At 65.6% G+C, this 26,937-nt stretch carries 1 protein-coding gene; it reads left to right on the forward strand.

Annotated elements, in window-relative coordinates:
• Window positions 1-136: 136 nt before the first annotated feature.
• On the forward strand, window positions 137-26,890 hold the full coding sequence (locus tag CH285_RS14720; protein WP_176458611.1) for a non-ribosomal peptide synthase/polyketide synthase: 26,754 nt from the start codon (window positions 137-139) through the stop codon (window positions 26,888-26,890).
• The last annotated feature ends 47 nt before the right edge of the window (window positions 26,891-26,937 follow it).

Raw genomic sequence — 26,937 nt, forward strand, 5'->3', positions numbered from 1 at the left:
AGAACGGACGCCAGAATTGCTCAATCGCGCGCAGACGCCGCCGCGGCCGGAGATCTCTCACCAGGCCGAAGGCTCCGATTCCACGGGTTCGACGTCGGCTTTTGCCGGTGCCTCCGTCCCGCCGAAAGGCAAGTGAATGCGCGCAGTGACCACCGGTGGCTCTCAGGTCCCGCCGACCGGAACAGGGTTCGACAATTCCTTCCCGCTGTCCTCGGCGCAGCGCGGAATGTGGTTTGCGCAACAACTCGCGCCTGACGTCGCTGTCTGTATCGCCCAATACGTCGATCTGCGCGGACCACTCGACATAGCGGTTCTCCAGGAGGCGTCGGCCCGCGCCGGGCACGAGTTCCAGTCGGCCTACCTGCGCCTGGCCCAGGTCGACGGGGAGCCGGTTCAGACGGTCGACCACGGCATAGATCAATCGGTGCATTACCTGGATCTTCGCGGCGAAGACGATCCGATGGCGTCCGCGCTGGCGTGGATAGACGAGAACTACGTCAAGCCGGTCGACATGGAGAACGATCCGCTCGTCGACAGCTGGATCCTTCAGGTCGAGGACGAACGCAACCTCTGGTACAGCAAGATCCACCACGTCGCCCTGGACGGCTACGGTGCCATGACACTGGTCCAGCGCACCGCCGCGCTCTACACCGCAGCGGTCGAGAATGTCGAACCCGAGCCGAACAAGGCAGCCGAACTTCGGCGACTGTACGACCTCGATCAGGAGTACCGGACGTCCACTCGTTTCGACACGGACAAGGAGTACTGGACATCCAGGGCCGCGGGCATCCACGACGGTGCCACGCTGTCCAACACACCCGGTCGTACCATCGCGGCCAGCAAGCTGCGCAGTGTCGCACTGCCCGATGACGTCGTCACCGAACTCGAAGCGTCGGACTCGACGAAGGGCGGGACGGCCGCCGCGGTGTTCATCGCTGCATTCGGCTGTTACCTCTCGCGCATGACCGGGCGAGAAGACGTCCTGGTCAATATCCCCGTGTCCGCGCGCACCACGGCCCTCCTCCGTCGATCCGGCGGAATGTTGGTCAACGTCGCACCCATTCCGATGCGCGTCTCCGAGAAGGCCACCGTCGGTGAACTCGTACAGCAGGTACAGCTCGAGCTGATGGGTGCGTTGCGGCACCAGAGGTTCAGCATCGAAGACATTCGGCGCGAGTTGGCAGCCACGGGAAGCGACAAACAACTCGCCGGCCCGATGGTCAACATGATGCTGTTCCATCAGCAGATTCAGCTCGGCTCGATCGTCGGCGAATTCAACATCGTCACGTCCGGCCCGGTCGAGGACCTCCTCGTCAACGTATACCAGAGTGGTACTCCCGCACGAACATTCGTCGATTTCCGGGCAAACCCCAACCGCTACGACGACAACGACCTGACGACGCATCACTCCAGTTTCGTCGACATGGTCACCGAATTCATCGCGTCCGGCCCGGACGTGCCCGTCCTGCAAGTTCATCCGGACAGCGCCCTCGAAGGTCGCCGCCGCCGCCGCGCTGCGGCGCACGTAGCCCACTGGGTCGATCGACTGGCCGATGCACCGGACCTGCTCGCGCTGCCGACCGACCGCCCCCGGCCTTCGCGCATCGGGCATGTTCGCGCATCGCACGAGGTTGCCCTCGGGTCCGCAGCGTGGGATGCCGTGAGCCGACTCGCCGACGACAGCTCGACCACCCCGTTCGTCGTGCTCGAATCCGCTGTGGCCGTTCTTCTTTCGCGTCTCGCATCCACCGACGACGTCTCGATCGCAGTACCCTCCGGCCGTGGCGAGACGGTTGTTCTGCGCACCCGCCCCGACGGCCGTCAGTCGTTCTCGGACTTCGTCGGCACCACCGCGGCAGAGTTCGTAGATGCGTCGGCCCACGCCGATGCCACCTTCGCCGAGATAGCCCGAGCACTCGGCTCGGCCGAAACCGGCTCGCACAACCCCCTCGCCCAGGTCGCGCTCCGCTTCGGGGAGTCTCCGCTTCCGCGCGACGGAATAGATTTCGATCTCGTCGTCACGGTTCACGAGTCCGAATCTCCGCATGTTGTCATCGATTACGCCACAGAACTGTTCGATGCCGGCAGTGTCGCTCAGATCGGTCGTCGTCTGGTGCGCATCGTCGACGCACTGACGAGTGACCCACAGCGTGCCGTCGGTGACGTGGAGTTGCTCTCCACCGCCGAACGTGCGCGCCTGGCTCCGGTTCGTGGTCCGCGTTCTGTTGCGGGTGTGGTGTTGCCGGAGTTGTTGGCTGGTGCGGTCGGTGTTGCTGGTGTCGGTGGTGTTGCGGTGGTGTCGGGTTCGCGGGTGCTCTCGTATGGGGAGTTGGATGCGGCATCGTCGCGTGTGGCGCGGGTGTTGATGTCGTGTGGTGTGGGTCCGGGGTCGTTCGTGGCGTTGGCGTTGTCGCGGTCGGTGGAGTCTGTGGTGGCGGTGTGGGCGGTGGCGAAGGCCGGTGGTGCGTTCTTGCCGGTGGATCCGAATTATCCGGTGGATCGGATCGAGCACATGTTGGTCGATTCCGGTGCTGTGGTGGGTGTGACGTTGGGTGCGCATCTGGATGCGGTTGCGGGTGTGGGTGGGGTGTCGTGGGTGGTGCTCGACGATGCCGATGTGGTGGCGGATCTGGCGTTCGCTTCGCCTGCTCCGGTGTTGGATGCCGAGCGTTCGGGTGTGTTGCGTCTCGATGATGCGGCGTATCTGATCTATACCTCGGGGTCCACGGGTGTGCCCAAGGGTGTGGTGGTCACTCATCGTGGTGTGGGGAACTTGGCTGCCGAGGAGCGGGTTCGGTTCGGTGTGGGGCCGTCGTCTCGGGTGTTGGCGTTCGCGTCGCCGAGTTTCGATGCGTCGATTCTCGAGTTCGTGTTGGCGTTCTCGGGTGGGGCGACGATGGTGATTGCGCCGGCGATGGTGTTCGGTGGGGTGGAGTTGGCGTCGTTGCTCGCCGAGGAGCGGGTCACGCATGCGTTCGTGACTCCGGCGGCGTTGGCGTCGGTGGATCCGGTGGGGTTGGATTCGGTGGAGGTCGTGGTCACCGGTGGTGATGTGTGTGCTCCGGAGTTGGTGGCGCGGTGGGCGCCGGGTCGGCGGATGTTCAATGCGTACGGTCCGACGGAGGCGACGATCTTCTCGTCGATTTCGTCGGCGTTGGTGGTGGGGGAGTCGGTCGATATCGGTTCGCCGACGATCGGTTTCGCGGAGGTGGTGTTGGATGCGCGGTTGAATCCGGTGCCCGTGGGTGTGGTGGGTGAGTTGTATCTGGCGGGTCCGGCGTTGGCTCGTGGGTATCACGCGCGGTCGGGGTTGTCGGCGGAGCGGTTCGTGGCCAATCCGTTCGGTGGTGCGGGTTCGCGGATGTATCGCACCGGTGATGTGGTGCGGTGGAATGCCTCGGGTGCGTTGGAGTATGTGGGGCGCAGCGATTTTCAGGTGAAGGTGCGTGGTTTCCGCATCGAGTTGGGTGAGATCGATTCGGTGTTGGCGGCTGTGTCGGGTGTCGATTTCGTGGTCACTGTCGGGCGTGAGTCCGCGGCGGGGTCGACGGTGTTGGTGTCGTATGTGTTGCCGGTGGCCGGTGCGTCGTTCGATGCCGGTGTGCTGCGGGATCATGCGGCGTCGGTGCTGCCTGCGCACATGGTGCCCTCGGCGTTCGTGATGTTGGAGTCGATCCCGTTGACTCCGGCCGGCAAACTCGACCGCAAAGCCCTCCCCGAACCCGAGCTCGGTTCGCAGAGCACCACGGAGTCGCCGGAAACCGAGTACGAGGCGGCTGTGGCTGCCGTGTTCTGCGACGTACTGGAGCTCGATCGTGTCGGCGTCACCGACAGCTTCTTCGATCTCGGCGGAAACTCCCTTGTCGCAACACGTTTGATCGCCCGCGTCAACGCAGCTCTGGGTACGGATCTGCGGGTCCTCGATCTGTTCGAGGCATCGACGGTTCGCACCCTCGCCGACCGTGCGGAGTCGACGGGCGCATCGCTGCACCGTCGCCCGGCATTGGTTCCCGCCGATCGGCCGGAGTCCGTTCCGCTGTCGCTGGCGCAGCAACGTATGTGGTTCATCAATCAGTTCGATGCATCCTCGCCTGCGTACAACATTCCTCTTCTCGTTCGCCTGTCGGGCCGGCTGGACGTCGATGCGATGTCCGCTGCCGTCGGCGACGTGCTGACTCGACACGAGTCGCTGCGCACGGTGTTCCCCACAGTGGGCGACCTGCCGAATCAGGTGATACTTCCGCCCGAGAACGTCACCGGACCGAACCTTCCGCTCCGCGTCGTCGACGTGGCTGCCGATGCCGTCGACGCGCTCGTACGTAGCTCCGCCACAACGGGATTCGACGTCACCGTCGATCTCCCTTTCCGGGCGGTTCTGTACCGCACCGGCCCGGAGAGCTTCGTGCTCTCGATCGTGGTCCATCACATCGCTGCCGACGGTGCCTCGATGGCACCGCTCGCCCGCGACGTCATGGTCGCCTACAGTGCTCGATCCGCGGGTTCGCAGCCGACGTGGGCGCCACTGCCGGTGCAGTACGCAGACTTCGCGCTGTGGCAGCACGACGTGCTCGGCGACGAGAACGACCCCACGTCCGTGGCAGCACGCCAGATCGAATTCTGGAAGTCCGCGCTGACCGACCTTCCCGACGTACTACCGATGCCGCTCGACCGACCGCGCCCCACCCGTCAGTCGATGCGCGGCAGCGTCACACCGTTCACCATTCCGGCCGATGTCGCAGCTCGCCTGTCTTCGGTTGCTGCCGAACACGAGTCGACTCTGTTCATGGTGGTGCACTCCGCTCTGGCCGTGCTCCTCGCGCGCCTGAGCGGCACCCAGGACATCGCCATCGGCACCCCGATCGCCGGCCGAGGGGACGCAGCACTCGACGATCTCGTCGGAATGTTCGTCGGAACCCTCGTTCTTCGCACGCAGGTCGAGCCACAGGCCAGCTTCGCCGAACTGCTCGCCGGCGCTCGTAGCTCCGACCTCGCGGCCTTCGACAACACCGACATTCCGTTCGAGCGGCTCGTGGACGTACTCGATCCCGCCAGGTCGACCGATCATTCACCCCTGTTCCAGGTGCTCCTCGAATTCCAGAACAACGCCACCGCAGTGCTCGAGCTACCCGAACTCGTCGTCGAGTTCGAGGAAATCGGTACCGACACTGCGAAATTCGACCTGCAGCTTCGCGTCGACCAGGAACCGGTCGACGAGTCCGGCGCCCTGTCGGCGTCGTTCACGTACGCAACGGATCTGTTCGATCCCGAGACCATCGACCGTTTCGTCGACCGGTTCCTGAGGATCGTCGCGACCATCGGCAGCTCGACGGACATTCGTACCGGCGACATCGACATTCTGTCCCCGGCCGAACGAGAACTCGTACTGTTCGAGTGGAACGACACCGCACGTCTCATCGAGGATCCGGTCCACCGGCAGCTCCACACCGGGGCCGTCGACATGACTCTGAGCAGTCTGTTCGACCGTCAGGTGCTGCGCAGTCCGTACTCGACCGCCCTCGTCTTCGAGGACGAGCACATCACCTACCTGGAGCTGGACGAGCGCGCCAATCAGCTTGCACGGCATCTCATTTCACTGGGCGTGGGGCCCGAGTCCCACGTCGGGCTCGCGATCCGACGTTCGATCGATCTGCTCGTGGGCATGTACGCGATCGTCAAGGCCGGCGGTGCCTATGTACCGATCGACCCCGATCACCCGGTCGAGCGATCGTCCTACGTGCTGTCGAGCGCTCAGCCGGTGTGCATTCTCACCACGAGCCGCGATTGGATCGACATCGCGGTCGCCACTCCCGTTCTCGCGGTGGATCTTCTCGACGTCTCCGATCGCGACCGCTCCTCGATCACTGACCAGGACCGCCTCGGAAGCCTGCACGGAGCCAACACCGCCTACGTGATCTACACCTCCGGCTCCACCGGCCGACCCAAGGGCGTCGCCGTCACGCACTCGGCCATCGTGAACCGACTGCTGTGGATGCAGGACGAGTACCACCTCGCGCCCGCCGACACGGTGTTGCAGAAGACCCCGGCCACGTTCGACGTATCGGTGTGGGAGTTCTTCTGGCCCCTACAGGTCGGTGCCAAGCTCGTCGTGGCGGAGCCCGACGGCCATCGCGACCCGGTGTACCTGTCGAAGATCATCGCGGCCGAACACATCACCACCGCGCACTTCGTGCCGTCGATGCTCGCGGTGTTCGCAGCCGGAGCTCGGGCTGCGGACTGTGTGTCACTACGGCTCGTCTTCTGCAGTGGCGAAGCACTTCCGCCCGCCACCGCCGCGCAGTTCGCGCAGTTCTCCCAGGCCGAGCTGCACAACCTCTACGGTCCTACCGAGGCCGCCGTCGACGTCAGCTACTACCACGTCACCGGCCACGACGGCGTGTCCATTCCCATCGGTTCGCCGGTCTGGAACACCCGTCTGTACGTGCTCGACGCGTCGCTTCGACCGGCCCCGATCGGTGCTCCCGGCGAGCTGTACCTGGCCGGAGTTCAGCTCGCTCGCGGCTACGTCGGCCGCGGCGATCTCACCGCCGATCGCTTCGTCGCCGATCCGTTCGGCGAGCCGGGTGAACGTCTCTACCGCACCGGCGACCTGGTTCGTTGGCGCGCCGACGGCGAACTCGAGTACATCGGCCGTACCGACTTCCAGGTGAAGCTGCGTGGTCTGCGTATCGAGCTTCCCGAGATCGAAGCGGTGCTGCTGCGCTCGGAGTCCGTCGCCCAGGCAATCGCTCTGGTGCACAAGGATCCGAACACCGGCGAGACGTTGGTGGCCTACGTGGTCTCCGCATCCGGTCACGCGGTCGACTCGGCCGAGGTAATCGCCGAAGCCGGACGTCGGCTGCCGGGGTACATGGTGCCCTCGCATGTGGTCGTACTCGACTCACTTCCTCTCAATGCCAGCGGCAAGCTCGACCGAAAGGCACTGCCGGCCCCCGAGTTCACCGTTGCTGCGTCCGAATTCGTCGGACCGGAGAATCCGGTCGAAGAGATCGTCGCGGGCGTCTTCGCGGATCTGCTCGGCGTTGCACAGGTCAGCGCGACCTCGAGCTTCTTCGAGATCGGCGGCAACTCGCTGATCGCGATGCGCCTCGTCGCACGCGTCAATGCCGCCCTCGGAACCGACATCGGCATCCGAGATCTGTTCGATTCACCGACTGTTCGATCGCTGTCCGCGGGCATCGACGTCAGCGCACAGGACTCCGCACCGACGCCTCGGTTGGTGCCTCAGGAACGACCCGCGGTGGTGCCGCTGTCGCTGGCACAGCAGCGGATGTGGTTCATCAATCAGTACGACACCGAGTCGGCTGCCTACAACGTCGCGTTCGCGATGCGCCTGAGCGGCCTCCTCGACGTCGACGCGATGCGCTCGGCCATAGCGGACGTGCTCACACGCCACGAGTCTCTTCGAACGATGTTCCCGCTCACCGACGACGGCCCCGTGCAGTCCGTCCTCGACGTGGCATCGGCCGTTCCGGACCTGACTCCGGTTCCCGCAGAGGACGACCGGCAGGTCGCCGAGCTCATCGGCGCCGTCGCCGGTGCCGGATTCGACGTCGTGGCCGATGTTCCGTTGCGCGTCCGCCTGATCCGTCAGGACGAGAACGAACACGTACTCGTCATGGTGGTCCATCACATCTCGTCCGACGGCTTCTCCAGCGCGCCGCTCGCCCGCGACCTGATGGTGGCGTACAGCGCCCGAGCTGCAGGTCATGCGCCGAGCCAGGAACCGTTGCCGGTGCAGTACGCCGACTACGCGCTGTGGCAGCGCCGTTTCCTCGGCGAGGAATCCGATCCCGACTCCCTGATGGCGAAGCAGGTGACGTACTGGGTCGACGCGTTGGCGGGCAGCCCGGAAGTGCTGCCGTTGCCGACCGATCGCCCGCGTCCGGCAGTTGCGTCCTTGCGCGGCGACACCGTCTCGTTCGCGATCGATCCCGCAGTACATGCTCGGCTCGTGGCCGTTGCCGCGCAGCACAATTCGAGCTCGTTCATGATCGTGCACGCCGCTCTGGCCGTGCTGCTGGCACGGCTGTCCGGTACCGAGGACATTTCGGTCGGCACACCGATCTCCGGTCGAGGCGATGCCGCACTCGACGAGCTCGTCGGCATGTTCGTCAACACGCTCGTCCTCCGCACGCAGGTGCCCGGGTCGACTCCGTTCGAGGATCTGTTGGCGGATGTGCGCACCGTCGACCTGGCGGCCTTCACCCACGCGGACGTGCCGTTCGAGCGGGTCGTCGACGCCGTCGACCCCGCCAGGTCCACCGCTCACGCCCCGTTGTTCCAGGTGATGCTCGAGTTCCAGCACACCGATCGCCCGACGGTGACCTTGCCCGGGCTGTCGATCGAGGGCATCGAACTGCCCAACGACATCTCCAACTTCGACCTGCAGCTCACGGTCTCCGAGGAGTTCGACGCTTCCGGGAACCCGGTCGGCATCGAAGCCAGCTTCCGTTACGCCACAGAACTGTTCGATGCCGACACCGTGCGTGTCATGTCCGATCGTCTGGTGCGGATCCTCGACGCTGTGACGGCCACGCCGTCCGTTCGCGTCGGCGACATCGACATCCTCTCGACCGACGAGTACTCCGCGTTGGCTCCGGTTCGTGGTCCGCGTTCTGTTGCGGGTGTGGTGTTGCCGGAGTTGTTGGCTGGTGCGGTCGGTGTTGCTGGTGTCGGTGGTGTTGCGGTGGTGTCGGGTTCGCGGGTGCTCTCGTATGGGGAGTTGGATGCGGCATCGTCGCGTGTGGCGCGGGTGTTGATGTCGTGTGGTGTGGGTCCGGGGTCGTTCGTGGCGTTGGCGTTGTCGCGGTCGGTGGAGTCTGTGGTGGCGGTGTGGGCGGTGGCGAAGGCCGGTGGTGCGTTCTTGCCGGTGGATCCGAATTATCCGGTGGATCGGATCGAGCACATGTTGGTCGATTCCGGTGCTGTGGTGGGTGTGACGTTGGGTGCGCATCTGGATGCGGTTGCGGGTGTGGGTGGGGTGTCGTGGGTGGTGCTCGACGATGCCGATGTGGTGGCGGATCTGGCGTTCGCTTCGCCTGCTCCGGTGTTGGATGCCGAGCGTTCGGGTGTGTTGCGTCTCGATGATGCGGCGTATCTGATCTATACCTCGGGGTCCACGGGTGTGCCCAAGGGTGTGGTGGTCACTCATCGTGGTGTGGGGAACTTGGCTGCCGAGGAGCGGGTTCGGTTCGGTGTGGGGCCGTCGTCTCGGGTGTTGGCGTTCGCGTCGCCGAGTTTCGATGCGTCGATTCTCGAGTTCGTGTTGGCGTTCTCGGGTGGGGCGACGATGGTGATTGCGCCGGCGATGGTGTTCGGTGGGGTGGAGTTGGCGTCGTTGCTCGCCGAGGAGCGGGTCACGCATGCGTTCGTGACTCCGGCGGCGTTGGCGTCGGTGGATCCGGTGGGGTTGGATTCGGTGGAGGTCGTGGTCACCGGTGGTGATGTGTGTGCTCCGGAGTTGGTGGCGCGGTGGGCGCCGGGTCGGCGGATGTTCAATGCGTACGGTCCGACGGAGGCGACGATCTTCTCGTCGATTTCGTCGGCGTTGGTGGTGGGGGAGTCGGTCGATATCGGTTCGCCGACGATCGGTTTCGCGGAGGTGGTGTTGGATGCGCGGTTGAATCCGGTGCCCGTGGGTGTGGTGGGTGAGTTGTATCTGGCGGGTCCGGCGTTGGCTCGTGGGTATCACGCGCGGTCGGGGTTGTCGGCGGAGCGGTTCGTGGCCAATCCGTTCGGTGGTGCGGGTTCGCGGATGTATCGCACCGGTGATGTGGTGCGGTGGAATGCCTCGGGTGCGTTGGAGTATGTGGGGCGCAGCGATTTTCAGGTGAAGGTGCGTGGTTTCCGCATCGAGTTGGGTGAGATCGATTCGGTGTTGGCGGCTGTGTCGGGTGTCGATTTCGTGGTCACTGTCGGGCGTGAGTCCGCGGCGGGGTCGACGGTGTTGGTGTCGTATGTGTTGCCGGTGGCCGGTGCGTCGTTCGATGCCGGTGTGCTGCGGGATCATGCGGCGTCGGTGCTGCCTGCGCACATGGTGCCCTCGGCGTTCGTGATGTTGGAGTCGATCCCGTTGACTCCGGCCGGCAAACTCGACCGCAAAGCCCTCCCCGAACCCGACTGGTCCGCTCAGGTCACCTCGGGACGCGACGCCGACAATGCCGTCGAGAAGACGCTCGCCGGTTTGTTCGCCGAGGTGCTCCGCCTCGATCGCGTCGGAGTCGACGACTCCTTCTTCGCGCTCGGCGGAGACAGCATCATGTCGATTCAGCTCGTCTCCCGCGCGAAAGCGGCAGGGCTGGCTCTGTCGCCGCGAGATGTGTTCGAGCACAAGACCGTTGCCGCACTGGCCGAGGTCGTCGCCGCCGGCGACGGGACCGTTCCGCTCGTGCTCGACGAGCTGCCCGGCGGTGGCGTCGGCGACGTCCCGCTCACCCCGATCGTGCACTGGATGCTCGACCGCACGTCGGTACTCGACAAGCACACACAGACTGCCGTGCTGACACTGCCGTCCGATATCGAGCTCGACGTTCTCGAAGCAACCGTTCAGACTGTCCTCGATCACCACGACATGCTCCGTGCAGTTCTGCACCGTGCCGGAGAGCCGTCGATGGAGGTGCTCCCGATCGGTTCCGTGACGGCGCAGTCCGTCGTCCGCCGGGTGGAGTCGAACAGTGTTCGGGGACCGGAGTTCTCGGATCAGGCCAGGTCGGAAGCCGCTGCAGCAGTGGATCGTCTGGCACCCGATGCCGGTGTCATGATTCAGATGGTCTGGTTCGACGCCGGCTCCGAAGGCAGCCGACTGCTCGTCGTCGCGCACCACCTGGTGATCGACGGCGTCTCGTGGCGAATTCTCGTGCCCGACCTCGCGTCGGCGTGGGCTCAGATCATCGGCGGCAGCACACCGGAACTGGCCCCGGTCGGTACCTCGATGCGTCGTTGGGCGCACGGCCTGCGGGAGGTCACCGCAACGCGTTCGGACGAGCTCGCAGTATGGCGCGACGCGCTCGCCGATCCCGATCCGCTGATCGGTTCACGCGCACTCGACCGCGAGATCGACGTCTATCGAACGGTGGACAAGGTCGAAGTCACTCTGTCGACCGATGTCACCGAGGGCCTGTTGACGGCTCTGCCCGAGGCGTTCCACGGCAGCGTCAACGACGGTCTGCTGGCCGCTCTGGCTCTGGCGACCGCCGTGTGGCGACGAAACCGCGGTGTCGTCGTGTCCGACGCACTGATCTCTCTCGAGGGCCACGGCCGTGAGGACCATGTGGTTCCGGGAGCCGATCTCAGCCGCACCATCGGTTGGTTCACCACCATCTACCCACTTCGACTGACCCTCGACGGGATCGACCTCGACGACGCTCTCGCCGGCGGGGACGCGGCAGCAGCGCTGGTCAAGTCCGTCAAGGAGCAGCTGCTCGCCGTTGCCGATCACGGCATCGGGTACGGCATGCTCCGCTACCTGGACGAGGAGGCCGGTGCGACACTGCGTGACTTCCCGGCACCCCAGGTCAGTTTCAACTACCTCGGTCGATACAGCACCGACGTTCCGGACGAGCTCCGCGGACACGGGTGGCTGCCGGTCGACGACTCCGGCGTCGGTGATTCCCAGGACGAGGACCTGCCGGTCGCCGCTGCGCTCGACATCAACGCGGTCACCACGGCCACACCGACCGGACCGCGGTTGGAGGCGACCTTCGCATTCCCGACGGGCGTGCTCGACGCCGACGAGGTCACCGAACTCGCCCAGTTGTGGAAGCAGGCTCTCACCGCGCTGACGCAGCTCGCTCAGCGACCGGGGACCGGCGGGTTCACCCCGTCCGATCTCGATCTGGTGAGCCTCGACCAGAAGTCCATCGACGATCTCGAGCGGGTGTACCCGACTCTCGACGACATCTGGTCGATGACGCCTCTGCAGGCCGGTTTGCTCTTCCATGCCGAACTGTCGGATCAGTCCGTCGATGCTTACATCGTGCAGCTGGTGCTCGACCTCCGCGGGGACGTCGACGAGGCTCGCTTCCGCCGCGCTGCCCAGGCTCTACTGCGGCGCCACGCGAACCTGCGCACGGCGTTCGTGCACAACAACGACGGCGAATCCATCCAGATCGTGCATCACGACGTCGATGTGCCGTGGACCTCGGTCGACCTGTCGTCGCTGAGCGTCGACGATCGCGCAGCCGAGCTCGAGAGAATCGAACACGACGACCGCGCAACGCGATTCAACATGGCACAGGCGCCGTTGTTGCGCTTCATGCTCGTGACGCTGGCCCCGGGCGAGTGGCGTCTGGTGATGACCAACCACCACATCCTGCTCGACGGATGGTCGACGCCGCTGCTCCTCAAGGACCTGCTCACGCTCTACGTCGTGGACGGCGACGACGCCGTTCTTCCGCGCGTACCTGCGTACCGCGACTACCTGTCGTGGTTGTCGCGGCGTGATCACTCGGCAGCTCGTGCGGCATGGACGGAAGCGCTCGCGGGTCTCGCCGAACCCACCCTGCTGACGCCGGTCGAGAGCCGTCGCCAGGAGTCGACATTGGCCGGCCGCGCGTTGGTTTCCCTGGACATCGAGCAGACCGAACGACTGCGCAGTCTCGCCCGGGCACGCGGCATCACGATGAACTCGATGGTGCAGGCTTCGTGGGCTATGGTGCTGGGCACGTTGACCGGTCGCACGGACGTAGTGTTCGGTGCCACCGTCTCGGGACGTCCGCCGGAGGTCTCGGATATCGAGTCCATGGTCGGTCTGTTCATCAACACGCTGCCGGTGCGCATCGTGCTGGATCCAGCCGAGACACTCGGCCAGTACCTCGATCGGGTGCAGGCCGAACAGGCTTCGCTGCTCGATCACCACTACCTGGGCCTGACCGATATCCAGCGTGCCGTCGGTCCCGCGGTCGCGTTCGACACGCTCACCGTGTTCGAGTCGTATCCGATGGACCGCGCGGGTCTGTCGGCCGAGACCGATCTCGCCGGCATGCGGGTGCACGACGTGCACGACGGCAGCGACACCGCACAGTATCCGCTGACCCTGGTCGCGATGGTCGACGACCGATTGCACATCGAAGCCAAGTACCTGCCCGGGCTGTTCGAGCACAGTGTCGTCGTCGCCACCGTCGATCGAATCGTGCGTGTTCTCGAGGCGATCGCGACCGACACCGACCAACGGGTCGCATCGCTGTCGCTGCTGTCCTCGGAGGAATCGAACAGGCTGGCCCCGGTACGTGGTCCCGCTTCCACGACCGAGCGCCTCCTGCCGGACATCCTCACCGATGCTGCTGCCCGCAACCCCGGTGGTACGGCAGTGTGGAGCGCAGGTCGGACACTGACCTACACCGAATTGGACACTCGGTCGTCTGCGCTGTCGCGTGCGTTGATCGCCCGCGGAGCAGGTCCGGAAACCGTTGTGGCACTTGCTTTGCCGCGCTCCATCGAATCGGTTCTCGCAATCTGGGCCGTGGCCAAGACCGGTGCGGCCTTCCTGCCGATCGATCCGAGTTACCCCCGTGATCGAGTCGAGCACATGCTGGTCGACTCCGGCGCGTCCATCGGCGTCACGTCGACCGAACACGTCGGTGCCGTCGAGGGTCTGGGCTCGGCTACGTGGTCCGTCCTCGACCGCGACGACACTCGCCGCGATCTCGCGAACCGTTCGACCGCACCGGTTCTCGACTCCGACCGCACTCGACCGGTACACATCGACCAGGTCGCGTACTTGATCTACACCTCCGGCTCCACCGGAGTTCCCAAAGGCGTCACCGTCACTCATCGCGGCCTGGCCAACCTGGCCGAGGAAGAACGGTCTCGTTTCGAGGTGACTCCGAACGCGCGGGTTCTCGCGTTCGCGTCACCGAGCTTCGATGCATCCATTCTCGAGCTGGCCATGGTGATTTCGGGTGCCGCCACGATGGTGATCGCACCCACCTCCGTCTACGGCGGCGTGGAGCTCGGCGAGCTCCTGGCGCAGCAGCACGTCACGCATGCGTTCGTGACTCCCGCGGCCCTCGCCTCGGTGGACCCCGACGGTCTGACCGAACTGAGCGTCGTTGCAACCGGTGGCGACGTGTGTCCGCCCGAGCTCGTCGCACGGTGGGCACCGGGCCGGCGCATGTTCAATGCGTACGGCCCCACGGAGGCCACCATCTTCTCCTCCGTCAGTGACCAGCTGCACGTTGGCTCGCCCATCGATATCGGCTCGCCGACAATCGGTTTCGGCGAGGTAGTGCTGGATTCGCGTCTGCATCCGGTACCGGTCGGTGTCGCAGGAGAGCTCTACCTCGCCGGCCCCGCCCTGGCGCGTGGCTACCATTCGCGATTCGGTCTGACGGCAGAGCGGTTCGTCGCGAACCCGTTCGGCGAGCCCGGCGAGCGTATGTACCGAACCGGCGACGTCGTGCGGTGGACCGAGTCGGGAACCCTCGAGTACGTCGGACGCAGCGACTTCCAGGTCAAGGTGCGCGGTTTCCGTATCGAGCTCGGCGAGATCGACGCGGTGCTGACCGATGATCCGACAGTCGAATTCGCTACGACGATCGGTGTCGACGGACCTGCCGGAAACACGATCCTGGTCGCCTACGTTCTTCCGCGGCCCGGCCACGAAATCGATGTGACGACGCTGCGCACTCGGGCGTCGAGTTCGCTTCCGACACACATGATTCCGACGGCGTTCGTTGCCCTGGAGTCGATCCCACTCACGCCCGCGGGCAAGCTCGATCGACAGGCGCTGCCCGCCCCGGATCTGCACCTCGGCAGCGACTCGCGCGCTCCTCGCAACGAGACCGAGCGAATCATCGCCGACATCTTCGGCGAGGTTCTCGGCGTGGGCAGCGTCGGCATCGACTCGAGCTTCTTCGATCTCGGTGGAGACTCGCTGAGCGCCACCCGCCTCACCGCTCGGGTGAATGCAGCCCTCGACACCGCTGTCAGCGTTCGTGCGTTGTTCGAGGCACCGACGGTCGAGTCGTTGGCGGTGCGAGTGCACAGCAACCCAGCCGGTGCCGCGCGCCGTCCGGCGCTCACTGCGAAGCCTCGCCCGAGCTCGATTCCGTTGTCGATGGCTCAGCAGAGAATGTGGTTCATCAACCAGTTCGACGTCGACTCGGCCGCCTACAACATCCCGCTCGCGGTTCGATTGACAGGCCGTCTCGACATCGAGGCAATGAACGCTGCGATCGGTGACGTGCTGGCGCGGCACGAGTCGCTGCGCACCGTGTTCCCCTCGCACGGCGATCGCCCCGAGCAGCACATTCTCGGCACCGACGCGGCGACGACCGATCTGCAGGTCGTCGACGTCGATGCCACCGAGATCGTCACCGCGATCTCGTCCGCTGCCGCCCGCGGATTCGACGTGTCGAAGGACCTGCCCTTCCGGGCCGTTCTGTACCGGACGGCACCCGAGGATTTCGTGCTGTCGATCATCGTGCATCACATTGCCGCCGACGGCGCGTCCATGGCACCGTTGGCCCGAGATGTCATGGTGGCGTACGGGTCTCGCGTGTCGGGGTTGGCCCCGATGTGGGTGCCGCTCGACGTTCAGTACGCCGATTTCGCGATGTGGCAACGCTCGGTTCTCGGCGACGAGTCCGACCCGAGCTCGGTGGCAGCACAGCAGCTGGAGTTCTGGAAGTCCACTCTCGCGGATCTACCCGAGCTGCTGCCGCTTCCGCTCGACCATCCTCGCCCGGCTCGGCAGTCGATGCGCGGCAACAGTGTTCGGTTCGAGATCGAGCCAGACGTCCACGCCGGCCTGGTGGACCTCGCCCGCGCGAACGACGCGACCGTGTTCATGGCCATGCATGCAGCATGGTCGATCCTCATGGCTCGCCTCAGCGGGACCGAGGACATCGCAGTCGGCACGCCCATCGCCGGGCGTGGCGACGCAGCGCTCGACGATTTGGTCGGCATGTTCGTCGGGACGCTGGTTCTGCGCACCGAGGTAGCACCCGATCTCTCGTTCACCGAGCTGCTCCGCCGAACCCGTACCGCGGACCTGGCGGCGTTCGACAACACCGACGTGCCGTTCGAGCGCCTCGTCGACGTCCTCGATCCGGCCCGGTCCACCGATCACTCGCCGTTGTTCCAGGTACTGCTCGAATTCCAGAACAACACCTCGGCGGCACTGGAGCTACCCGAACTCACCGTCGAGGCCGTCGACATCGACGCCCACGTCGCGAAGTTCGACCTCCAGCTGACCGTCGCGGAACGGTTCGACGACTCCGGTGCTCCGGCGGGCATGACCGCTGCGATCACCTATGCGGTCGACCTGTTCGACGAGATCTCCGTGGACGAGTTCTCGACTCGATTCGGTGCCGTCCTCGCCGGCGTGACCACCGATCCCGATCGTGCTGTCGGCGACATCGACATCCTGTTGCCGGGTGAATTCGACGCCATGGCCCGGCAGTGGAACCACGACGGACACACGGCGACCGATGCGACACTGGCCGACCGCTTCGCCGCTGCCGCTGCGCAGTTCCCCGAAGCACAGGCAGTCGTGTTCGGCGATCGCTCGCTGACCTACGCCGAGCTGGACGACCGCTCGAACCGACTTGCACGAATCCTCGTGTCGCGTGGCGTGACGGCGGAGTCCCTGGTGGCGGTTGCGATGCCGCGCACCGAGGAGCTGATCGTTGCTCTGCTGGCGGTCGTCAAATCCGGCGGCGGCTACCTCCCGATCGACGTCGGCTATCCGGCCGACCGGCTCGCCTTCATGCTCGACGACGCGTCACCGGTCTGTGTGATCTCCACCGTCGCCGACAGTGCATCGGTGCCTGCTTCCGATGTCGAGATGCTGCTGCTCGATGCACCCGAAGCGGTCGCCGAGCTGGCAAGCGTGTCCGGAGCCCCGCTGACCGACGCCGACCGCATCGGCACCACCGATGCCGATTCGATCGCCTACGTCATCTACACCTCGGGTAGTACCGGACGTCCCAAGGGTGTGCAGATCGCGCACCGTAACGTCGCGACGCTGTTCGCGAACACCACGGATCTGTTCCACTTCGACGACCGCGACGTGTGGACCATGTTCCACTCCTATGCGTTCGACTTCTCGGTGTGGGAACTGTGGGGACCACTGCTGCACGGCGGCACTCTCGTGGTCGTCGACTACTACACCGCACGCTCGCCGGAACTGTTCCGCGAGTTGCTGATTCGTGAGAAGGTCACGGTTCTCAACCAGACACCGACGGCGTTCTACCAGTTCGCCGAAGCCGATCGTGTGGCAACCGCGGCCGGTGGATCCGCCGACGGATCGGACGCACTGTCGCTGCGGTACGTCATCTTCGGTGGAGAAGCACTCGATCTCGGGCAGCTCGGTCGCTGGTACGCACGGCACGAGGAGACATCGCCGACCCTGGTCAACATGTACGGCATCACCGAGACGACGGTCCACGTGAGCCACCTGGCTCTGACCGAGCAGTTCGCGGCGTCCGCTTCGGCCAGCGTCATCGGCCAGGCGATCCCGGCGCTGCGTGTCGCCGTTCTCGACACCCGCCTCAATCCTGTTCCGCCCGGCGTCGTCGGGGAGATGTACGTGTCCGGGGCACAGCTCTCTCGCGGATACCTCGGCCGAGCAGGGCTGTCCGCAACACGTTTCGTTGCCGACCCCTCCGGCGATGCGGGTGCGCGTATGTACCGCACCGGCGACACCGCCAGGTGGAATCGCGATGGGGCTCTCGAATACCTGGGTCGAAGCGACATGCAGGTCCAGTTGCACGGCTTCCGTATCGAACTGGGCGAAATCGAAAGCGCGCTACTGGCATTCGATGGGGTAGCGGCTTCCGTGGTCGCCGTCCGCGACGACGGTTTCGGTGATCGCCTGATCGGCTACGTCGTGGCCGAGGCCGGTCGCGCGCTCGACCATGCGGCCGTTCTCGACTTCGTGGGCAACTCGTTGACCTCGTACATGGTGCCCGCAGCGTTGATCGTCCTGGACGAGCTGCCGCTGACCGCCAACGGCAAACTCGATCGCCGTGCACTCCCGGCACCGGACTTCTCGGCAAACGTCACCGAAAGTCGTTTGCCCGCAACCGAAGTCGAATCGATCCTGGCCGGTCTGTTCGCGGACGTTCTCGGGCTCGACAGCGTCGGCGTCGACGATTCGTTCTTCGCACTCGGCGGCGACAGCATCATGTCGATCCAGTTGGTCTCGCGCGCCAAGGCCGCCGGGCTGGTGCTGGCTCCCCGCGACATCTTCGAGCGCAAGACCGTGGCCGCTCTCGCCGAGGTCGCTGTTCTCGGCGGCGACGCCGTGGTGCTCGAGGAACTCGACGGTGGGGGAGTCGGCCCGATGCCGCTCACCCCGGTCGTGCGGTGGATGTTGGACCGCAGCACCGAATTCGGCCGTTACACACAAACAGCGCTGCTTCAGCTTCCGGTCGGCATCGAGCGCGAGACGCTCGAACGCACGGTGGCAGCGGTGCTCGATCGTCACGACATGCTGCGTGCGCGCCTCTACCAGGACGCAAACGGGGAGTGGCACGAGGAAGTGTCTCCGGTCGGAACAGTCTCGGCTGCGAGCGTCCTTCACGCGGTCTCGGTCGAATCCGTCGACGGCCCCGAATTCTCCGTCGTTGCCGCGGCCGAGCTCGACGCCGCTGCCGATCGTCTGGTTCCGGCCGACGGCGTCATGGTGCAGATGGTGTGGTTCCAGAGCCCCAATGGCTCGGGTCGACTGCTCGTGGTCGCCCACCACCTCGTGATCGACGGCGTGTCCTGGCGCATTCTGGTCCCCGACCTCGCCACGGCGTGGAGTCGGATCGTCGCCGGCCAGGAGCCTGAACTGGCTCCGATCGGTACCTCGATGCGTCGGTGGTCCACCGGACTCACCGAGGTCACGGCCGCCCGAACCGACGAGCTCGGACTGTGGCGTCGGATCCTCGACGGAGCCGACCCGACGATCGGTTCTCGCCCGCTCGACAAGAGAATCGACGTCGACGCCACCGTGCAGCGTGTCCGCACGTCTTTGCCGGTCGAGGTCACCGAGCGCCTGTTGACCACTGTCCCGGACGTGTTCCGCGGCAGCGTCAACGACGGCCTGCTGGCTGGTTTGGCTCTGGCCTTGACCGCGTGGCGTCGCGAACGCGGCGATGCGGTGCGGGACGCTCTCGTGACTCTCGAGGGTCACGGCCGCGAGGACGCTGTGGTGCCCGGTGCCGATCTCGGTCGGACCGTCGGCTGGTTCACCACCATCTTCCCCGTACGTCTCGATCTCGGGTCGCTCGACGTCGCCGACGCTCTGGCAGGCGGCGCGTCGGCCGGTGCTCTGGTCAAGACCATCAAGGAACAGCTGCTCGAGATCCCCGATCACGGCATCGGCTACGGCATGCTGCGGTACCTCGATTCCGCTGCAGGCGAGGCTCTGTCCGGCTTCGCCGCACCACAGGTCAGCTTCAACTACCTCGGCCGGTTCTCCACCGGATCCACCGAAGGCATGGACGACGTGGGTTGGATCCCGGTGGCCGACGCAGAGCTCGGCGACGCGCAGAATCCGGACATGCCGGTGCCTGCGGCGCTGGACATCAACGCTGTCACCACCTCGACCCCCGACGGCCCGCAGCTCGACGCGACGTTCGCCTTCCCCGCGGGCGTTCTCGACGCCGACGAGGTCGGCAGGTTGATCGAACTGTGGACGCAGGCCCTCACCTCGATCACCGAGCACGCCTCGGCCGACGGTGCGGGCGGCTTCACGCCGTCGGATCTCGAGCTGGTCGACATCGATCAGACATCCATCGATGCTCTGGAAGAGCAGTTCCCGAATCTCGACGACGTGTGGTCGTTGTCGCCTCTGCAGGCCGGCTTGCTGTTCCACGCTCGCCTGGCCGGCGAGATCGGCAGTGCCGGTTCGGGTGTCGACGCGTACATGGTTCAGCTGGGGCTCGAGCTCCGGGGAACTGTCGATGCGACGCGGATGCATGCTGCCGTCGACAAACTGGTCTCTCGCCATCCCAACCTGCGAGCAGCGTTCGTACACAACAGCAACGGCGAGTCACTGCAGATCGTGCAGAGTTCGGTCACTGTTCCGTGGTCCGAGATCGACCTTCGGGGGGAGCCCGATGTCGAGGTGGCCCTCGAGGCAGTTCTCGAGGCCGACCGTGCGGTGCGCTTCGAGATGGACCGGGCACCGCTGCTGCGGTTCACGCTCATCACCCTGGCCGACGATCACTGGCGTCTGCTGCTGACCAACCACCACATCCTGTTGGACGGATGGTCGACGCCGCTGGTCGTCAAGGAACTCATCACGCTCTACGTCACCGAGTCCGACGACTCGATGCTGCCGCGCATTCCTGCCTACCGGGACTACCTGGCCTGGATGCGCCAACGCGACGTGGCGATCTCCACCGCGCAATGGGTCAGTGCCATGGCCGGCGTGGAAGAACCCACGCTGTTGGTCACCGACGATCGTGGCCGGCAACTGTCCACCGTGTCGCAGGAGACCGAGCGGTCGTTGTCGGTCGAGACCACCGCGGCACTGCGTGACTTCGCTGCTCGCCGTGGATCGACCCTCAACACCCTCGTCCAGACCGCATGGGGCGTCGTGCTGGCCACCCTCACCGGACGCGAGGACGTCGTGTTCGGTGCGACGGTGTCGGGTCGTCCGCCGGAGGTTCCGGGTATCGAGGGCATGATCGGGCTGTTCATCAACACCCTGCCCGTCCGGGTCACGCTCGACCGGAGCGAAACGCTGGGTGCACTGGTCGATCGGGTTCAGGCCGAGCAGGCATCGCTGTTGGATCACCACTACCTCGGCCTGACCGATATCCAACGCGCAGCGGGTGCAGGCGTGGCTTTCGACACCTTGACGGTGTTCGAGTCGTACCCCGTCGACCGGGCCGGCGCTTCTGCGGCAACCGATTTCGCCGGTATGCAGGTCACCGACATTCTCGGAACCGACGCAGCGCACTACCCGCTGACTCTGGTTTCGTCGGTCGACGAGCGCCTCAACCTGAAGGCGAAGTACCTGCCGGAACTGTTCGACGTCGATTCCGTGCACGCCATCGTCGATCGCGTCGAGCGTGTCCTCGACGCCGTGCTCGAGGACGAACAGCAGCCACTGGGACGGCTGCGACTCCTCGGTGACGCCGAGTTCGCCTCGCTGGCACCGGTGTTCGGACCCGATGGACGCTCGGCCCGGCTGCTGCCGGAAATCTTCTCCGACGCTGCCGCGGTGAACCCGGACGCTATCGCACTGCGCAGCACCGACGGCGAAATGACGTACCGGGAGTTGGACCGTCGGTCCAACCGACTCGCTCGAATTCTGCTGGGCCACGGCGTGCGCACCGAGACCTTCGTGGCACTCGGCATCGCACGATCGATCGAATCGGTGCTGACGGTCTGGGCCGTCGCAAAATCCGGCGCGGCATTCGTACCGGTGGATCCCAACTACCCGGCCGATCGCATCGAGCACATGTTGGCCGACTCCGGAGCAACGTTCGGCGTCACCACCCGCGCCCATCTCGACGACCTGCCGTCGACCGTGCCCTGGATCGTCCTCGACGATCTGGCGACGGACGGCCCGAACGCAGTGAGCGACGAGCCGATCGGCGCCACCGAGCGGAACGGACGCATCGCCTTCGACAGCGCGGCGTACACCATCTACACCTCGGGTTCGACGGGTGTGCCCAAGGGTGTCGTCGTCACGCACTCCGGTCTCGACAACTTCGCAACCGAGCAGCGCGAGCGATACCGAATCACCAAAGACTCACGCACACTGCACGTCTCGTCCCCGAGCTTCGATGCATCCGTGCTCGAGTACCTACTCGCCTTCGGCGTCGGCGCGACGATGATCATCGTGCCGCCCACCGTGTACGGCGGCAACGAACTCGCGGCACTGTTGGCAGCGGAGTCGGTCACCCACGGCTTCATCACCCCGTCGGCTCTGGCGTCGGTCGACCCGAGCGGGCTCGACACGTTCGCCGACGTCGTCGTCGGTGGCGAGGCCGTACCGGCCGAGTTGGTCGCGAAGTGGGCACCGGGCCGGAATCTCTACAACGGTTACGGTCCGACCGAGGCCACGATCATGTCCAACATCAGCACGCCGATGACTGCAGGTGACACCGTCTCGATCGGTGGTCCTGTTCGCGGCGTGTACGAGGTGGTGCTCGATTCACGGCTGCAGCCTGTTCCTGTCGGCGTGGCAGGTGAGCTCTATCTCGCGGGTGTCGGACTCGCCCGCGGTTACCACGATCGATTGGGCCTGACGGCGGAGCGATTCGTCGCCGACCCGTTCGGCGCACCCGGCGCGCGGATGTACCGCACCGGAGACGTGGTGCGGTGGTCGCCGGATCTGACGATCGAATACGTCGGTCGAAGTGATTCGCAGGTCAAGGTTCGCGGCTTCCGCATCGAACTCGGCGAGATCGACGCGGCGCTCGCATCGCATCCGTCCGTGGACTTCGCCGCGACCTTCGGCACTCCGGGCCCGTCGGGAGCGACCGTCCTGGTGTCGTACGTACGAACCACCGAGGGCGCGGCGGACGCGTTCGATACCGGTGTCCTGCGCGACCACCTGGCCGGCATGTTGCCGTCGCACATGGTTCCCGCAGCCATCGTCGTGCTCGACGCCATTCCGCTCACACCGGTCGGAAAACTCGATCGGTCCGCGTTGCCGGTGCCCGAGTTCGGGTCGGCAACGTCGTACCGCGAGCCGAGCACGCCGGCCGAGCTCACCGTGGCCGCCGTGTTCGCCGAGATTCTCGACGTCGATCGGGTCGGTGCCGACGACAGCTTCTTCGAGCTCGGTGGAGACTCGCTCAGCGCCACCCGTGTCATCGCTCGCGTCAATGCCGAACTCGGCACCACGATCGGCGTGCGCACGATCTTCGAGATGCCGACCGTCGCCGGATTGGCGAGCGCGGTCGGCGCAACGTCCACACGGGCACAGCGTCCGAATCTCGTTGCGACACAACGTCCTGATCACATCCCGCTGTCTCTCGCACAGCAACGCATGTGGTTCATCAACCAGTTCGACACCACCTCGGCGGCGTACAACGTGCCACTGGTCGTCAAGTTGACCGGGCAGCTCGATACTGCGGCCCTCGCCGCGGCAGTCGTCGACGTCCTCGAGCGGCACGAATCGCTGCGGACGACGTTCCCGGACGGACCGGACTTCCCGGTCCAGCTCGTACATCCGGCCGTCGAGGTAGCTCCGGTGGTCGAGCCGGAAGCGATCGATGCCGGTGTGCTGACCGACCGGGTGGCGCACCTGGCGGGTCGTGGATTCGACGTGACGACCGAGATTCCGGTGCACGTCGAGCTGTTCCACGTCGTCGGTACCGATACCGATGCCGAGCCCGTCTTCGTGCTAGCGATGGTGGTGCATCACATCGCGGCCGACGGAGCCTCGATGGCACCGCTGGCACGGGACGTGGTGCTCGCGTACTCGGCGCGCACCACGGGAGCAGCGCCGGGCTGGGAGCCCTTGCCGGTGCAGTACGCCGACTACACGCTGTGGCAGCGTTCGTTGCTCGGCGACGAGAAGGACGAGTCGAGCGTGGCCGCGGCCCAGCTCGAGTACTGGTCGACGGCGCTCGCAGGTCTACCCGATCTGCTGCCGTTGCCCACCGATCGCCCGCGGCCCACCACGCAGGATTTCCGGGGTGGCCGGGTTCGCTTCACCGTCGACGCCGAGATCCATCGGGCACTCGTCGAGATCACCCGCGAGCAGAACGTCAGTATGTTCATGGTGTTGCACGCCGCGTTCGCGGTGGTGCTGGCGCGCCTGAGCGGTACCGACGACATCGCGATCACCACTCCGGTGGCAGGGCGCGGCGACGCGGCACTGGACGATCTCGTCGGCATGTTCGTCAACACCTTGGTGTTGCGCAGCCGGATCGACGACTCCGCCTCGTTCGTGGATCTGCTCACGCAGGTGAAAGCACACGACCTCGACGCCTTCGATCACACCGAGATGCCGTTCGAGCGCATCGTCGAGGTGCTCAATCCCACGCGATCGACGGCGTATGCACCGCTGTCGCAGGTGGCGTTGTCGTTCCAGAACAACGAGAAGGCGTCACTCGAGCTACCGGATCTGCGCGTGGAGGGCTTCGACTTCGACGTTCCCGTGGCCAAGCAGGATCTGCAACTCCTGGTGTCCGAGACCTTCGACGACGACGGGCGACCGACCGGATTCGAGGCAGCGTTCGATTACGCCACCTCGCTGTTCGACGCGTCCACCGTCGATGCGATCGCGGCGCGACTGGTTCGCGTACTCGACGCCGTCGGCAGCGATCGACTCACCGCGGTGGGGGATATCGACATTCTCGGTGCCGACGAGAAGCAGGCTCTGGCACCGGCTCGCGGGTCCGCCGACGTCGCGTTGCGAACGTGGCCGGAAATGCTCGCCGCCTCGGTGGCGCTCGACCCGTACGCGGTCGCCGTCACGTATCGGGGCGTGAGTCTGTCCTACGCCGACCTCGACAGTTGGTCGAACCGAATCGCGCGAATGCTCATCGACTACGGCGTCGGACCGGAAACGTTCGTCGCCTTGGCACTGCCTCGGTCCATCGAGTCGGTTCTGTCGGTGTGGGCGGTCGCCAAGACCGGTGCGGCATTCCTGCCGGTCGACCCGAACTACCCGGCCGACCGCATTGCGCACATGCTCGAAGATTCGCGTGCGGCAATGGGATTGACCGACGTCGACAGTCGGCAGTCGCTGCCCGACACCGTGCCGTGGCTCGTCCTGGACGATCCCGAGACGTCATCGGAGCTCTCTCGCTATCCCGTGGCCGCAGTCACCGATGCCGAGCGCACCGCGACCCTGCACCTCGACCACCCGGCGTACCTGATCTACACCTCGGGTTCGACCGGTCGCCCGAAGGGCGTTGCAGTGCGGCACCGGGGCCTGGCCAACCTGCAGGCCGAGGTGATCGATCGATTCCGTCCCACCCGGGATTCGCGGGTGTCGCACATCGCCTCGCCGAGTTTCGATGCCTCGGTGTACGAGCTCACGATGGCGTTCGGCGTCGGTGCCACCGTGGTGATCGTGCCGCCGGGAACGTTCGGCGGCAGCGAACTGGCCGACCTGCTCGAATCGGAACATGTCACACACGCATTCCTGACTCCGGCGGCGTTGTCCTCGATCGACGAAACACGTTTGGGCACGGTCCGCGTCCTCGCCGTCGGCGGCGAGGCCTGCACTCCGGAACTGGTGGCGAAGTGGGCACCGGGCCGCAAGATGTTCAACGGCTACGGTCCGACCGAGACGACCATTCAGGCGAGTGTCGGCGGTCCGTTGATGCCAGGCGGCACGGTGGACGTCGGCCGGCCGGGTACCGGATTCCGGTTCCTCGTGCTCGACGCACGTCTGCGGCCGGTCCCGGCCGGGGTGTCGGGCGAGCTGTACATCGCAGGCCCCGGTACGGCACGCGGTTACCTGCGACGGTTCGGGCTCACGTCCGAACGCTTCGTCGCAGACCCGTTCGGTACCGCCGGTGAGCGGATGTACCGAACCGGTGACGTCGTGCGCTGGGGGAGTACCGGTGTGCTCGAGTTCGTCGGACGCAGCGACTTCCAGGTCAAGGTCCGCGGATTCCGTATCGAGCTCGGCGAGATCGACTCCGCGCTCACCGATCACGACGAGGTCGGCTTCGCGGCGACCATCGGTCACAATGCGGCGTCGGGAGACACGGTTCTCGTGTCCTACGTCCTGCCGGCCGAGGGTGCATCGGTGGACGTCGAGGCATTGCGCGACAGTGTCGCGACCGTTCTTCCGCGCCACATGGTCCCGTCGACCATCATCGAACTCGCCGACATCCCACTCACTCCGGTGGGCAAGCTGGATCGACGCGCGCTCCCGGTGCCGGAACTGACGGTGTCGACGACGCCGTATCGGGCACCGAGTACCGATCTCGAAGCAGCCATCGCCGACGCGTTCGCCGAGGTATTGGGTGTCGAACGAGTCGGCATGGACGACAACTTCTTCGAGCTCGGTGGCACGTCGCTGGTGGCAACCAAGATCGGCCCGGCCATCGAGAACGCGGTCGGAGTTCGCGTCCCGCTGCAGGCATTGTTCGTCGATCCGACCCCGGCAGGGCTCGCGGCTCGGGTCGCGTCGGACGTCGATTCGTCCGGTGCGCAACTGGATTCGGTGTTCGGAGTGGTCATCCCACTGCGCAGCACAGGCTCCAAGGAACCGCTGTTCTGCGTCCATCCCGGAATCGGGTTGTCGTGGGGCTATGCGGGCCTGGTGTCCCAGATCGGTGACGACCGTCCCGTGTACGGCCTGCAGTTGCCCAGCATCGTGGAAGGCACGCCGTTCGGCTCGATTCGAGACCTCGCGCACCGGTACGCCGACGAGATTCGGGCTGTCCAGCCGGTCGGTCCGTACCACCTGCTCGGGTGGTCGCTCGGTGGTTCGCTCGCCCATGCGATCGCCGTGGAACTACGCAGCACCGGCAGCGAAGTGCAGACTCTCGCGTTGCTGGACAGCTACGTCGACGGCCATGACGAGACGGCCGACGGTGAGCTGAGCGTCGAGAACCTGCTCGCGGGTCTGGGGCTGGATCTGACTGCTCAGGCGTCGTCCGAGCCGTTGACCTACGAACGTGGTGTCGAACTGCTCGACGAATCCCTGGGGCAGACCACCGGTGTCACGGCGGATCATTTGCGCAGAATCAATGCAGGATTCGAGAACTCGACGCGAATCATGGCCGAGTTCATCCCGGACGTGTTCGACGGAAATGTTTTGTTCTTTTCTGCAACGAAAGGCGCGAGTGACGGAATTGTTCGGTCACCACAGGAATGGCGACCGTACGTGTCAGGAGATATCGTCATCCACGGTGTGGACGTTTTCCATAACGAAATGACCAATCCCGATGCTGTCTCGGTGATCGGTCCGGTTGTCGACGCACATCTGGGCAATACATATCCATAACGTTTGCGAGTGTTCTTCCGTGAAAGAGCACTCGCTCGAATACCATC

Origin of the sequence: Rhodococcus sp. 05-2256-B1 (assembly GCF_002258465.1) — a bacterium.
GTDB lineage: Bacteria > Actinomycetota > Actinomycetes > Mycobacteriales > Mycobacteriaceae > Rhodococcoides > Rhodococcoides fascians.

What these genes read in the sequence shown, in the direction of transcription:
- CH285_RS14720 (WP_176458611.1), top strand. Translation starts at nt 137, where the DNA reads ATGCGCGCAGTGACCACCGGTGGCTCTCAGGTCCCGCCGACCGGAACA.